The following is a 13,254-nucleotide window of genomic DNA, read 5'->3' as shown; positions in this document are numbered from 1 at the left end:
CGGATTGAGTGAAAAAACAAGTCTTTTCTTTCGGAGCATTTGTTGCGATAATCGGCGATGTTTGCTTTTCGAGAGGAAGAACCATGCCAAGAAAACTGTTCGCCGCGATATCTCAGATTGTTCTGGGCGCGCTGATTGTCATCGCCCCGCAGACCTTCGCGCATGTGTGTGCCGTCAAAGACATGCCCATGGCATGCCGCTACACCGCTCGGGTCGCTCTGGGACTGGGTGTCGTCATCGCATTGCTGGCAATAATCGGATTTTTCGCGCCAAGCCGGGTCAGGGTCGGATTGGATCTCGCCAATGCCGTGCTGGGCGTGCTTGTCGTTCTGGTGCCGACCATGCTGGTAGGCGTATGCAGAGGCTCCATGATGCATTGCCATATGGTGACGATGCCGACGCTTATCGTATTGGGCGTGCTGCTGGCGGTGCTCGCAGCAGTCGCCGTATATCTCGATCTCAAGCCGGCAAAGCGTGGCTGACGTGCCGCATATCACCCTTGCGAAACTACCGCTGGCCAATCTGCGTCGCAAACCATTCCGCACTTCGGCGCTTGTCATTGTGGTCGTCATGCTCACTGTGGCGTTCTATGGAGGCGCACTGCTTTCCATGAACCTGAACAATGGGTTGAACAGCATGCGGGAACGTATGGGCGCCGATCTGATGGTCACGCCGCAGAACACGAAAAACCAGGCTGAGGCGTTGCTTACGGGAAACTCTTCGAGCACGTTCTACTTCACCAATGACATTGGAAGCCAAATCGCCGAAGCGGACGGTGTGGGCGAAAGCACGGTGCAGACGTACATCTCCTCGCTTGCGGCAGCCTGCTGCGACGAAAAGGTGCAGATCATCGGCTTCAACCCCGACACCGACTTCGTCATCACTCCTTGGGTGGCTTCGCAATTCGACGGCACACTCCATCGCGGCCAAATCATAGCAGGCGCCAGCATCAACGTGTCGGACAACAATACGGTCAAACTGTACGGTCATGAATTCCCCGTGGCCGCGCAACTGGCCGATACCGGAACGTCACTGGACAATTCCATATTCGTGAACATGGACACGGTGCCGGATGTCGTTTCCTATTCCGCGCAGGTCGGACATGCCGCGATTCCTGAAGAATACGCCGGCAAAGCGGTGTCCGCCGTGCTCGTCAAAGTCAAGGACGGATATTCCGCACAACAGGTCGCCTCGAATATCGCAAAAGCCACGGGGATCAAAAGTTTGGGATATGTGTATCCGGGCGGTATCACGGCTACGACGAAAACGAATCTCAAGGTGATTATCCGCTATGTGGCGGTGTTCATCACGGTGTTCTGGACTATGGGATTGGTCGTGATGTTGGCGGTGTTTTCGTCGGCTATGAACGAACGCAAGCGTGAATTCGCCGCGTACCGTATTCTCGGCGCCGATCGTGCGACCCTGGTGGGCATTATCGTCAAGGAATCGGCGACCATCGGAGCTATTGGAGGTGTGATCGGTGTGACCTGTACCTCGTTGGTCGTGTTTCCGTTCAGCGGTCTGATCGCCAAGGAACTTCAATTGCCGTATCTGCAGATTGGCGTCGGTAAAGTGGCGGTACTGATAGTCGTCGCTCTCCTGTTCGCAGTGCTTACGGGCCTGGTCGCATCCCTCGCCACAGCGGTGCGTCTTTCCGCCCCACAGGCATACCTGACGCTGAGGGAGGGGGAGTGATGCCGGAACAGCCCATATTGGAGGTTCGTGGCCTTACCCGTGAATTCGTACGCCGAGGCAAACCTTTCCCCGCGGTGGATGACGTGAATCTCACGCTCGATCCAGGCGAATTCATGGCGATCGTCGGCAGATCCGGAAACGGCAAAAGCACTTTGCTCAATCTCGTCACGGGATTGCTGAAACCTACATCCGGTTCGATTCTGCTGGCCGGTAACGAGGTGACCACGTTAAACGACAAACAGATGTCGATTTTGCGCAACCACACCATCGGCTTCGTCACGCAGATCCAGACACTATTGCCGAACCTCACCGCAATCGACAATGTGGTCCTTCCCGCAGTGCTGCATCGCAATCCGTCTCGGTATGAAACCGAAATCGATGAACGGACGAATGACGCACAATCACAGGAACAGACGGCGTCTTCCGTCGTGGTCGATGGCCTTCCCGACGTCGTCCAACCAGCTTCGACGCAGACGGCTTCTTCATCTCAGCCCGACCATTTGACGCAACGCGCGCAACATCTGTTGGATCAACTGCTTGTAGGCGAGCTTGCGACATGCTATCCGAAGGAGCTCTCTGGTGGCGAGATGCGCCGCGTCTCCATCGCCCGAGCGTTGATGAACAAGCCGAAACTGCTGATCGCCGATGAACCGACAGGAGATCTGGATGCCGAAAGCACCGCAATCGTCATGCGGCTGCTGCGGCAAGTAGCGGATGACGGTACCTCGGTGCTTATGGTTACCCATGATCCGGACGCGCTTGCTTATGTGGACCATACCTATCGTATGGATAGGGGAGTGCTTACTCGGGCCTGACGTTTTTAAGACATGCCGATATAGGTGAATCGGAGCATCTCGTCCGTCCCCCATGTGTATGATTAGCGATTGGTGTGCGCCCGGAAGGACGTATGCCGTCTGGAGTCTTAGCCCATCAGTGGGTCGGCGGCCATCCGTGGTGTTCTGCATTGCGGGTCAAGCCGTTCGCGCATTGCGCGAAGAAGCACTGGAGAGGCTGGCTCAGCGTATGCCGGACTTCGGCATACGTTCCGTTCAGACAACGACAGAACAAACAAAGGATTAAACCAATGACGAACGTTCAGCGTTCCCGCCGTCAGGTGCGTCTTTCCCGCGCCCTCGGCATCGCTCTGACCCCTAAGGCTCAGCGCATCTTCGAAAAGCGTCCGTATGCTCCTGGCGAGCACGGCCGCACCCGTCGCCGCACTGAATCCGATTACGCAGTGCGTCTGCGCGAGAAGCAGCGTCTTCGCGCCCAGTACGGCATCTCCGAGAAGCAGCTCCGCGCCGCTTACGAGAAGGGCACCCACACCGCCGGCCAGACCGGCAACGCCATGCTGACCGATCTTGAGACCCGTCTCGACGCTCTGGTCCTGCGTGCAGGCTTCGCCCGCACCACCGCCCAGGCTCGCCAGTTCGTGGTCCATCGCCACATCCTCGTCGATGGCAACATCGTCGATCGTCCGTCCTACCGCGTCAAGCCGGGCCAGACCATCCAGGTCAAGGCCAAGAGCCAGACCATGGTTCCGTTCCAGGCCGCTGCCGAAGGTGTGCACCGCGATGTGCTGCCGGCGGTTCCGGGCTACCTGGACGTCAACCTGCCTTCCCTGAAGGCCACCCTGACCCGCAAGCCTGAAGCCGAGGAGATCCCGGTGCAGGTCAACATCCAGTACGTGGTCGAATTCTACGCCCGCTGATCTGGATCACCATACTGTAAGAACATACAGTTTAAGGACATACAGCGAAAGCCTCGCAGCCGTTACGGTTGCGAGGCTTCTCGTTTTTTTTATGGCGTTTCCGGCGGCATGTCGTTTGGCTGATTCCACAGGTACCATGGAAACCATGTTGCTTCATCTTCATCTGGTCCGTCACGGACAGACGTTCTTCAACCGATATAACAGACTCCAGGGATGGTCGAATTCCCCGTTGACCGATGCGGGACTTGCCGATGCGGACAAGGCCGCCGCCAAACTCCGGGACATTGAGTTCGCCGCGGCATACTGCTCCGACACCACACGCGCCCAGGTGACGGCACAACGGATCCTCGATGCGAACGAAGCCGCAGGACACGTTCGTCCGTCACTGGTCAGCGACATGCATTTCCGTGAGCAGTTCTACGGTTATTTCGAGGGACAGGACATGTCCGTCGCATGGACCGCTGCCGGTGGTCCCCATGGTGCGAAGAACTACAACGACATCGTCCGCAAATACGGGCTTGCCGCCACCCGCGACTTTCTCAAAGAAGCCGATCCGTTCCATGACGCCGAATCCGATAACGAGTATTGGCATCGTGTGGAGGACGGCTTCGCTTTGATTGCGGACAACCCTCGGCTTAAGGACGGCGACCACGTGCTGCAGATCTCCCACGGCAATACATTGTTGAGCCTTATGCACCGATTCGCCCCGGAAGGATACGATTTGAGCGAACGTCCGGCCAACGGTTCGGTGACCTGCCTTGATTTTGACACGAACGAACCCATGGACCGCGCGGTGAGTGTGGTCTCGTACAACCAGTGAACGTATTTGCCACAGTCGTGGCTTTTTACTAGTCTTATGCGGGTATTGTGTTCGCGGGCAACCGTGGAGCTGAAAAGAGGTACAAGATGGGTGTTGGAGAGATCGCCGGTCTGATTGCGGCAATTGCATTCGCGGTGCTTGCCGGTTTCATGATCTACCCGCTGATCCGTCTCGGCAAATTGTTCGACCAGATCGCGCAGACCGTCAAAGACACCGGAGACCATGCGATTCCGGCGCTTGACGAGGGCGTGACCACGGTGCAGCAGGTGAACAAGTCCCTGGAGGATGTCAACAAGATCTCCGCCGCGGCGTCCACCACGGCCAATAATGTCGGCGCGCTGACTGATCTATATGGATCGTTCTTGGGCAAGCCCGTCATCAAGGTTGCGTCCGCCACCTATGCGTTGAAGTCCACTGTGCAGTCTTTCTTGGCTAAGAGAGACGTCAATCACGCGGCAGGCAATAAGGGGGAGTGATGTTCAAGCGTCTTTTCTGGGTCTCCATCGGCGTGGGCATCGGTGTCGTCGCTGTCACAAAAGCGCAGGCATACGTTAAAGCCAACACACCGGACACCGCCCGCCAATTCCTGCTTGGTCCCGACCAGGACCATGTGACCATGCGCACGCTTGAAGGTCTGGTCAATGAGTTCAATGCCACGCGTCGAGCCCGCGAGGCTGAACTTAACAGCAAATATGCGGCGCGGAACGAGTAGTCGTTTTCCGCCCGACAGATACGCTCAAGCAACCAATCACACGTTTGGAAGGCATCAGGCCTCCAACAACAAAGGAGCTCAAATCCACATGCGCACTTCTGAAATCGCGAAGCGCTTTCTTGACTATTTCGAACAGCACGATCATCTTGTCGTTCCTTCGGCATCGTTGATTTCTCCGAACCCGACCACTCTGTTCACCATCGCTGGCATGGTCCCGTTCATCCCGTACCTCATGGGTGAGCAGACCCCGCCGAAGCACCGCATGGCTTCCAACCAGAAGTGCGTGCGTACTCTGGACATCGACGAGGTCGGCAAGACCACCCGTCACGGCACGTTCTTCCAGATGCTTGGCAACTTCTCCTTCGGTGATTACTTCAAGGAGGAGGCCATCCACTATGCGTATGAGCTGCTGACCACCCCGCAGGATAAGGGCGGCTACGGCTTCGATCCGGAGAAACTGTGGATGACCACTTTCACCGACGACGAGGAAGCCCGCTCGATGTGGAAGAACGAAGGCGTCGATCCTGAACATATCCAGATCATGGGTATGGAAGATAACTTCTGGACCACCGGTGGCCCTGGCCCTGGCGGTCCGTGCTCCGAAATCTATGTAGACCGTGGTCCAAAGTACGGTGTCGAAGGCGGCCCGATCGCCGACGAGAACCGTTACATTGAGATTTGGGATCTCGTGTTCGAAAACTACGAGGTCGACAACGTCAAGTCCAAGACCGACCTGCATATCGTCGGCGAGCTTGAGAACAAGAACATCGATACCGGCGCCGGTCTGGAACGTCTCGCCTATCTGATGCAAGGCAGGCAGAACATCTATGAGACCGACGAGGTCTTCCCGGTCATCGAAGCCGCGCAGAAGCTTTCCGGCCGCACCTACGGCGATGACGAGGCCATGGACGTGCGTTTCCGTATCGTGGCCGACCACGTGCGTTCCGCGCTGATGATCATGTCCGACGGCGTCCGTCCGTCCAACAACGGCCGTGGCTATGTGCTGCGCCGCCTGCTGCGTCGAACCGTCAAGGCCATGCGCGAGCTCGGCGTGACAGAGCCGGTCATGCCGACCTTGCTGCCGACCTCCAAGGCCGCGATGGAACCGAGCTATCCGGAGCTTAACGACACCTTCCACGACGTGTCCGAAGCCGCCTACGGTGAGGAGGACGCGTTCCGCCGCACGCTCGAATCCGGCACCGAGATCTTCGACATGGCCGTGACGAAGGCCAAGCAGGGCGGCTCGGACCTCGTGTCCGGCGAGGATGCCTTCAAGCTGCACGACACTTACGGCTTCCCGATTGAAATCACGCTCGAAATGGCCGCCGACCAGGGCGTGAAGGTGGATGAAGCCAAGTTCCGCGAGCTGATGGCCGAACAGAAGAGCCGTGCCCGTGCGGACGCGCTGAAGAAGCGCCACAACGTGGATTTGTCCGTCTATGACGACTTCAAGAAGACCCTGCTCCAGCCGATCGACTTCCTTGGCTACACCGACATGTCCGCACGTGCCAAGGTTCTGGGCATCATGCAGGAGGGCAAGGGTTCCGTTCCCGCCGTCACCGGCCCGGCCAACATCGAGGTCATCCTCGACCGCACGCCGTTCTACGCGCAGGCCGGAGGCCAGCTCGCCGATCAGGGCGAGATTCTGTCCGACGATGGCGCGGTGCTTGAGGTCGACGACGTGCAGAAGCCGATCAAGGACCTTATCGTCCACCAGTGCCGTCTGACCGAAGGCACGCTGGTTGTGGGCGCCGAAGTCAACGCGAACATCGATCTCGAGCGCCGTGGAGCCATTGCACGTTCCCACACCGCCACCCACATGGTGCACAAGGCGCTGCGTGAGGAACTTGGTCCGCAGGCCACCCAGCGTGGCTCCGAAGACGCTCCGAACCGTCTGCGCTTCGATTTCCAATGGTCCAGCGCCCCCAGCAAGGACGCCATGAACGCCGTCGAAGCCCGCGTCAACGAGAAGCTTCGTGAGAACCTTGCCGTCACCACTCAGGAAATGAAGTTCGATGACGCCATCGCTCTTGGCGCCATGCATCTGTTCGGCGAGAAGTACGGCGACATCGTGCGTGTGGTGTCCATCGGCGAGGACGGCTGGAGCCGCGAGCTCTGCGGTGGCACCCATATCGACCACGTCGGCAAGATCGGCGCCATCAACATCATGTCCGAGGCGTCTATCGGTTCCGGCGTGCGCCGCGTGGACGCGGTCGTCGGCCAGGGCGCGTATGAGTTCAACGCCCGCGAGCACGCGCTGGTTTCCCAGCTTTCCGACATGGTCAACGCCCGTCCCGACGAACTCGCCGAGCGTGTGAACATGCTGCTTGCCAAGCTCAAGGAATCCGACCGTCGTCTTGCCGCAATGTACGAGTCCCAGCTTGCGGCCTCTGTGCCGACGCTGGTGGCTGAGGCCAAAGCTTCCTCGGCTCCGGTCAAGGTCGCCAAGAAGAACGTTGGACATTTCGGCTCCTTCGACGCGCTGCGCAAGACCGTGCTCGACGTGCGCGGCCAGCTCGGCGAAGATGCTCCGGTCGTGGTGGCTCTTGCCGGCATGAACGAGGACGGCAAGCCCATGGTCGCCGTGGCAACCAACGAAGCGGCACGCAAGCAAGGCATCAAGGCTGGTGATCTGGTCCGTGGCGCTTCCAAGGTTCTTGGCGGTGGTGGCGGCGGCAAGCCGGACTTCGCACAGGGTGGCGGCGCGGACGCCACCAAGATCGACAAGGCACTTGAGGCATTGGCCGGCCAGGCTCTGAAGGGCTGATTCTCCAAGCATGGTTTGGCTTGGTATCGATCTGGGTGATGCTCGGGTCGGACTTGCGTTGTCCGATCCCGAGCTCACCCTCGCACATCCCATAGGCAATATTCAAGTGTATGGGGATTCTTTCCGCGCGTTGGATGAAGTCATCGACGTCATTGGGGACGAGTCGGTGGACCATGTGGTGATTGGCCTGCCGTTGCTGCTGAACGGCGAAGAGGGGAAAAGCGCCAAAAAAGCGAGACGCTGGTCCGTCAATCTTGAAAAACGACTGCATGCGGCCGTGGAGGATGAATCATATTCGGTGACGCGGGTTCCCACCATTGAATTGGTGGATGAGCGTCTGACGACAGTGACCGCACATCATCAGTTGTTCGATGCGCGCATCGGCGGACGCAAGCACCGTCCGATGGTCGACCAGCAATCTGCGGTGGTGATTTTGCAGACGGCGCTCGACCGAAGCAGAGAGTAAGGGGAGAGAGACCTTTGACCGATAATCTGAACGATTTTTTCTCCGATAACGCGCAGTGGGTCGATGATACGTCAGCGGGCTCGTCATTCGATGCCGCGTTGCCGCCGCAACCGCCGAAATCGCGACGCGACATGCGTAAACGACGTGAGCAACAACGTCGTCGTCGCTATGTCACAATCATCGCGGCTGCCGTCGTTGTCATTCTTGTCGTCGTCGGCGGCTTTTTCGGCGTGCGCATGGTTAAACATCTCAGGCAGATGAACGCCAACGGCTCGCAAATCCAGATTGAGGATTACACCGGTTCGGGAGACAAAGACACGACGTTCACCGTGGAAACCGGACAAGGCGCAGCCGAAATCGCACGAAATCTGGTCAAGGCGGACATCGTCAAATCCGAATCGGCGTTCACCTCCGCAGTCGCGGCCGCCGGCGCGACGCTTTACCCGGGTTCGTACGCGTTGAAGACGCATATGAAGGCGGCCGATGTCGTCAAGATCCTGTCCGACCAAAGCAAGGCCGGCGGTTTCGCCGAAGTCAAGGCCGGCGAACGGGTGTCCGATGTCATCGCCAACGCGGCCAAGATGTCAGGCAAGGACGTGTCCGAATTCCAAGCGGTCATCGACGGTGGCGGCGCGGGCATTCTGCCAGATGAAGCGGGTGGCAAATTCGAAGGATGGCTTGAGCCCGGATCCTACAGCGTCCAGGACAAGTCCGCCAAGGACATCCTCAAGGAAATGGTCACGGCACGCGTCAGCAAACTGGACACATTGGGCGTGCCAGATGGAAGCGAACGCGAACGTATCATGAACATCGCGTCCATCGCCGAATCCGAGGCATGCAATCCTGACGATTACGGTAAGGTGGCGAGGGTCATCCTGAACAGAATCGACCAGGACATGCCGTTGGGCATGGACAGCACCGTTGCCTACGGGTTCAACACCACAGGCAGCAAGCTGACAGACGAGCAGCTTGAGGATGGAAGCAACCCGTACAACACTCGCGTGAACAAAGGACTTCCTCCGACGCCGATCAGCAATCCCGGCGATTCCGCTATCCAAGCCGCGATGAATCCTCCGGAAGGCAAATGGCTGTACTTCGTCACCACCAACCTCAAGACCGGCGAGACGAAGTTCGTGGAAACCGAAGACGAATTCTGGAAGATTCGCGACGAATACAAAAGCAACAACGCGAATGCCAACTGACGGTATCACGCATTAACACAACGCGTGCATCGCGATGCTTATCGCCCCGGCCACGACAATGGTCGGGGCGAACGGCGTCTTACCGGCGAATCGCGTATGCTTCTGCGGGTCGAACCGTGTCCAAATCGCAAGCCACAGCAGCCCCAGCACACTAATCGCAAACCACCAGAACACCACTGGAAACAGGCCGAACATGCCTACGGCCAAGCCGATAAGCAACGTCGTGGTGACGTCGCCGAATCCCAAAGCCCCTGGCTTGATGAGCGCAAGCGCACATTGCAGCACGGCGGATAACGCGGCGAACAACAGAGCCTGCAATGCCAGAAACAGTGAATTAACGGACAACGCATACGTGATGTCCACAATGACCTGCGCCAAACACCCTACGGCGATCCACATGCGTGGAATGCGTCGTGCCCGGATATCCTCAACGCTGACGGCCATTCCACAGAGCAGACTCGGCAGGCAAATCATGTACCACATACCGTTAAGATAGTCCACGAATCGTATTTGGCAGAAAAGGAGTGTTGGCATGTTGCGCTGGCAGACAGCAGGTGAATCGCACGGCGAAGCGCTTGTCGCCATGATCGAGGGGCTGCCTGCGGGCATCCACGTCACTACTGAGGATATCGTCGGCGCATTGGCACGCCGACGTCTCGGATATGGCCGTGGTGCGCGCATGAAATTCGAACAGGACAAGGTCCGCATGCTCACCGGTGTGCGTTTCGGCGAGACCATCGGCTCTCCCGTCGCCATCGAGATCGCCAATACCGAATGGCCGAAATGGACCGAGGTGATGAGCGCCGATCCGCTTGACCATGACATTCCGCGCGAAGGCCGCAACGCGCCGCTATCCCGTCCCCGTCCGGGGCATGCCGATCTGACTGGCATGCGCAAGTACGGTTTCGACGACGCCCGTCCAGTGCTGGAACGTTCCAGCGCACGTGAGACCGCGTCGCGTGTGGCCTTAGGTGAGGTCGCCAAGCAGTTCCTTGAACAGACGTTGGGCATACGTACCGTCTCCCATGTGCTGTCAATCGGTGGTGCTGGCATCACCGACCCGCAGAATGCGGTGCTGCCGAAGCCTGAGGACCTCGAAGCATTGGACGCTTCGCCGGTGCGCACATTGGATAAGACGGCCGAACAGCAGATGATCGCACGCATCGACGAGGCCAAGGAGAACGCCGATACCTTAGGCGGCGTGATCGAGGTCGTGGTATACGGCGTTCCGGCTGGAATCGGCACGTACGTTGAATCGGACCGCAGGCTGGACGCGGCATTGGCCAGTGCCGTCATGGGCGTCCAGGCCATCAAGGGCGTGGAGATCGGGGACGGTTTCCTTGAGGCGATGCGTCCCGGCTCCCAGGCGCACGACGAAATGGTGGTTGGCGACGATGGCCGCATCACACGTCTGAGCAATCGTGCGGGCGGAATCGAAGGCGGCATGTCCAACGGCCAGCCGATTGTGGTGCGTGCCGCGATGAAGCCGATTCCATCCATTCCAAAGGCGCTTCGCACCGTCGACGTCACCACCGGCGAGGCGGCCCAGGCCATCAACCAGCGTTCCGACAACACCGCCGTTCCCGCGGCGGCCGTCGTGGCCGAGGCGATGGTGCGCCTCACCATCGCTCAATACGTGCTGGAGAAGTTCGGCGGCGACAGCGTGGCCGAAACCAAGCGCAACGCCGAATCCTATGTGGCGTCCTGGCCGGAGCACATGAGGTGACCGATTCGATGGCTGGAATGCGTAGACCCGTCGCCGTCATCATCGGCATGATGGGCGCGGGCAAGACCCGCGTCGGCAAGGAAGCGGCGCAGATGATGCAACTGCCGTTCGCCGACGCCGACAACGAGATCGAACATGATGCGGGAATGAAGATTCCCGAATATTTCGAAAGGTACGGCGAACCGGAGTTCCGTAAGCTGGAAAGCGACGTTGTGCTTGACATGCTGGAGGATTTCGACGGCATCTTCTCCTTGGGCGGGGGCGCTCCAATGACCCCGTCCATCCAGCAGGGGCTCGCCGAATACATCGCCGACGGCGGCAAGGTCGTGTATTTGATGGCCGATCCGAAGGAAGCCATGGAACGCGCCAACCGCGGCGGCGGCCGTCCGATGCTCAACGGCGACGCCAACGAGCGTTGGAAGAAGTTGTACAAGGAACGCGACCCGGTGTTCAGACGCGTGGCCAATGTGCAGGTGCGCACCCACGGACAAACCCCGCAAGTGGCCGCGAGAAAGCTGATGGAAATGATCGATCAACGTATCGTCCACGTCACCGGATCCACCATCGAACCATACGATGTGTGCATAGGCGAAGGTGTGATGAGCCAGCTTGCGCAGGTGCTGGGGGACAAGCCTGCCAAAGTGGCATTGATTCACACCCAGGCGGTGCAACGGCATTCCGACCGCGCGCGCACGCTGTTGCGCCAGTCCGGTTATGACGTGCACGACATCGTCATTCCCGATGCTGAAGCCGGCAAGACCATCGAAGTGGCCAACGGCATCTGGCAGCGTCTGGGGGAGGAAGGCTTCACCCGTTCTGATGCGATTGTCGGTCTCGGCGGTGGCGCAGCCACCGATCTGGCCGGTTTCGTGGCCGCCACATGGATGCGTGGCATCCGCTACGTCAACTGCCCGACCTCGCTGCTGGCCATGGTCGACGCCTCCACCGGCGGCAAAACCGGCATCAACACTCCACAAGGCAAGAACCTCGTCGGCTCGTTCTATACGCCGGCCGGCGTGCTCGCCGACATGGGAGCACTTGCCTCGTTGCCGAACGACATCTTCATCGAAGGTCTGGGCGAAGTGGCGAAATCCGGTTTCATCATGGATCCGGAGATTCTGCGCATGCTTGAAGACCATGCCGACGAGCTGCGCTCGTTCGACGGTTCGACGTTCCTTGACTCCGATCTGAAGGATGTGGTCGCCGAACTCATCGAACGTACCGTGACGGTGAAGGCGTACCATGTGTCCGCCGACCTCAAAGAAGCCGGATTGCGTGAATTCCTCAACTACGGACATACGCTTGGCCATGCCATCGAAAAACTCGAACACTTCCGCTGGAGGCACGGCAACGCCGTTGCGGTCGGTTGCGTCTATGCGGCCGAACTGTCCCATCTGCTCGGCTACATCGACCAGGATCTGGTCGACTACCATCGTTCGCTGCTCGGCTCGCTCGGCCTGCCGACATCATGGAACAATGGCAGCTGGGATGATGTGCTGGCGCTCATGCACCGAGACAAGAAGGCCCGCGGCAACAAACTGCGTTTCGTCATACTCGGCTCGCTCGGCCATCCCATCCACCTCGAGGATCCGCCGGCGGACGCCGTCGAGGAGGCGTTCCGACGCATCCAGCGGTAGGACGCAATCGCAAGAACGAACACAAAAGGAAGCAATATGACCAAAGTAGTGGTTGTCAACGGACCGAACCTCGGCCGTCTCGGAGTGCGCCAGCCTGACGTATACGGCAAGCAGGATCTTGAGACCCTGCGCAAACTGTGCACCGAATGGGGTCATGAACTGGGGCTTGACGTGGAGGTGCGTCAAAGCGACGACGAGGCCGAGATGATTCATTGGATGCATCAGGCCGCGGACGAGAAAACGCCGATCGTGATGAATCCGGCGGCTTTCACGCATTACTCCTATGGTTTGGCGGACGCCGCGCACATGGTGATCGACGAGGGACTGCCGCTTATGGAGGTGCATATCTCCAACCCGTCCGCACGCGACGAGTTCCGCAAGCGTTCCGTGATCTCTCCGGTGGCCACCGGTACCATCACCGGCATGGGATTCTATGGCTACAAGCTGGCAATCGAAGCGGTTGCGCACTTGTTGGAAGAACGCTGACATCGACATTCCGTCATGGATTCAGCCGGATG

General features: G+C 59.0%; 14 protein-coding genes. 13 read left to right on the top strand and 1 reads right to left on the bottom strand.

Features of this window, described 5'->3' with window-relative positions; translation table 11 throughout:
- Window positions 1-83: 83 nt before the first annotated feature.
- The 10 genes from KSX58_RS05180 to mltG all read left to right on the top strand — a co-directional run bounded on the left by KSX58_RS05180 (window position 84) and on the right by mltG (window position 9,373).
- Window positions 84-482, top strand: a complete 399-nt coding sequence (locus KSX58_RS05180) for a DUF4418 family protein (RefSeq protein ID WP_021912834.1) — start codon at window positions 84-86, stop codon at window positions 480-482.
- Between the two features lies 1 nt (window position 483).
- A complete protein-coding gene (locus KSX58_RS05175) occupies window positions 484-1,695 on the top strand; it encodes an FtsX-like permease family protein (protein WP_217735756.1) in 1,212 nt (403 codons plus the stop codon).
- The gene (locus KSX58_RS05170) at window positions 1,695-2,510 is read left to right on the top strand and encodes an ABC transporter ATP-binding protein (RefSeq protein WP_033499425.1); all 816 of its coding nucleotides are present in this window, start codon (window positions 1,695-1,697) and stop codon (window positions 2,508-2,510) included. Before KSX58_RS05175 ends, KSX58_RS05170 begins: the two co-directional genes overlap by 1 nt.
- Window positions 2,511-2,779: 269 nt before the next feature.
- A complete protein-coding gene (gene rpsD, locus KSX58_RS05165; RefSeq protein ID WP_003809500.1) occupies window positions 2,780-3,406 on the top strand; it encodes a 30S ribosomal protein S4 in 627 nt (208 codons plus the stop codon).
- Window positions 3,407-3,551: 145 nt separating this feature from the next.
- Complete coding sequence (locus tag KSX58_RS05160; protein ID WP_033499426.1) at window positions 3,552-4,226, top strand: histidine phosphatase family protein; 675 nt, start codon at window positions 3,552-3,554, stop codon at window positions 4,224-4,226.
- An 86-nt stretch (window positions 4,227-4,312) separates the two neighbouring features.
- On the top strand, window positions 4,313-4,702 hold the full coding sequence (locus KSX58_RS05155; protein WP_011743116.1) for a DUF948 domain-containing protein: 390 nt from the start codon (window positions 4,313-4,315) through the stop codon (window positions 4,700-4,702).
- Entirely contained in the window at window positions 4,702-4,938 is a 237-nt protein-coding gene (locus KSX58_RS05150) for a hypothetical protein (RefSeq protein WP_003809496.1), read from the top strand. The genes KSX58_RS05155 and KSX58_RS05150 overlap by 1 nt, the downstream gene beginning before the upstream one ends.
- 88 nt (window positions 4,939-5,026) lie before the next feature.
- The gene (gene alaS, locus KSX58_RS05145; RefSeq protein ID WP_217735719.1) at window positions 5,027-7,705 is read left to right on the top strand and encodes an alanine--tRNA ligase; all 2,679 of its coding nucleotides are present in this window, start codon (window positions 5,027-5,029) and stop codon (window positions 7,703-7,705) included.
- Window positions 7,706-7,715: 10 nt separating this feature from the next.
- The gene (ruvX, locus tag KSX58_RS05140) at window positions 7,716-8,171 is read left to right on the top strand and encodes a Holliday junction resolvase RuvX (RefSeq protein WP_003809494.1); all 456 of its coding nucleotides are present in this window, start codon (window positions 7,716-7,718) and stop codon (window positions 8,169-8,171) included.
- A 14-nt stretch (window positions 8,172-8,185) separates the two neighbouring features.
- A complete protein-coding gene (gene mltG, locus KSX58_RS05135; RefSeq protein WP_011743117.1) occupies window positions 8,186-9,373 on the top strand; it encodes an endolytic transglycosylase MltG in 1,188 nt (395 codons plus the stop codon).
- A 12-nt stretch (window positions 9,374-9,385) separates the two neighbouring features.
- Here the strand turns inward: mltG and KSX58_RS05130 are convergent, their stop codons facing one another.
- Window positions 9,386-9,856 (bottom strand): prepilin peptidase, encoded by a 471-nt coding sequence (locus KSX58_RS05130; RefSeq protein WP_034984445.1) that lies wholly within the window; start codon window positions 9,854-9,856, stop codon window positions 9,386-9,388.
- A 49-nt stretch (window positions 9,857-9,905) separates the two neighbouring features.
- Here KSX58_RS05130 and aroC point away from each other — a divergent pair, with 49 nt between their 5' ends.
- From aroC to KSX58_RS05115, 3 genes are read left to right on the top strand one after another with little or no spacing between them, the layout of a single operon-like run.
- Window positions 9,906-11,099, top strand: a complete 1,194-nt coding sequence (aroC, locus tag KSX58_RS05125) for a chorismate synthase (RefSeq protein ID WP_003809489.1) — start codon at window positions 9,906-9,908, stop codon at window positions 11,097-11,099.
- A gap of 17 nt (window positions 11,100-11,116) precedes the next feature.
- The gene (locus KSX58_RS05120) at window positions 11,117-12,736 is read left to right on the top strand and encodes a bifunctional shikimate kinase/3-dehydroquinate synthase (protein ID WP_033499428.1); all 1,620 of its coding nucleotides are present in this window, start codon (window positions 11,117-11,119) and stop codon (window positions 12,734-12,736) included.
- A gap of 36 nt (window positions 12,737-12,772) precedes the next feature.
- Window positions 12,773-13,222 (top strand): type II 3-dehydroquinate dehydratase, encoded by a 450-nt coding sequence (locus KSX58_RS05115; RefSeq protein WP_003809485.1) that lies wholly within the window; start codon window positions 12,773-12,775, stop codon window positions 13,220-13,222.
- Window positions 13,223-13,254 lie beyond the last annotated feature (32 nt).

Origin of the sequence: Bifidobacterium sp. MSK.17.10 (genome assembly GCF_019129655.1) — a bacterium.
GTDB lineage: Bacteria > Actinomycetota > Actinomycetes > Actinomycetales > Bifidobacteriaceae > Bifidobacterium > Bifidobacterium adolescentis.
The sequence above is the reverse complement of the archived record's forward strand: the minus strand, read 5'-3'. Positions and strand labels throughout refer to the sequence as shown.

Bases quoted from the DNA above. Each gene is read 5' to 3' on its own strand.
- KSX58_RS05160 (WP_033499426.1), top strand. From the start codon at position 3,552: ATGTTGCTTCATCTTCATCTGGTCCGTCACGGACAGACGTTCTTCAAC.
- KSX58_RS05155 (WP_011743116.1), top strand. From the start codon at position 4,313: ATGGGTGTTGGAGAGATCGCCGGTCTGATTGCGGCAATTGCATTCGCG.
- KSX58_RS05120 (WP_033499428.1), top strand. From the start codon at position 11,117: ATGCGTAGACCCGTCGCCGTCATCATCGGCATGATGGGCGCGGGCAAG.
- KSX58_RS05130 (WP_034984445.1), bottom strand. From the start codon at position 9,856: ATGTGGTACATGATTTGCCTGCCGAGTCTGCTCTGTGGAATGGCCGTC.
- alaS (WP_217735719.1), top strand. From the start codon at position 5,027: ATGCGCACTTCTGAAATCGCGAAGCGCTTTCTTGACTATTTCGAACAG.
- KSX58_RS05170 (WP_033499425.1), top strand. From the start codon at position 1,695: ATGCCGGAACAGCCCATATTGGAGGTTCGTGGCCTTACCCGTGAATTC.
- ruvX (WP_003809494.1), top strand. From the start codon at position 7,716: ATGGTTTGGCTTGGTATCGATCTGGGTGATGCTCGGGTCGGACTTGCG.
- KSX58_RS05180 (WP_021912834.1), top strand. From the start codon at position 84: ATGCCAAGAAAACTGTTCGCCGCGATATCTCAGATTGTTCTGGGCGCG.
- rpsD (WP_003809500.1), top strand. From the start codon at position 2,780: ATGACGAACGTTCAGCGTTCCCGCCGTCAGGTGCGTCTTTCCCGCGCC.
- KSX58_RS05115 (WP_003809485.1), top strand. From the start codon at position 12,773: ATGACCAAAGTAGTGGTTGTCAACGGACCGAACCTCGGCCGTCTCGGA.
- KSX58_RS05150 (WP_003809496.1), top strand. From the start codon at position 4,702: ATGTTCAAGCGTCTTTTCTGGGTCTCCATCGGCGTGGGCATCGGTGTC.
- aroC (WP_003809489.1), top strand. From the start codon at position 9,906: ATGTTGCGCTGGCAGACAGCAGGTGAATCGCACGGCGAAGCGCTTGTC.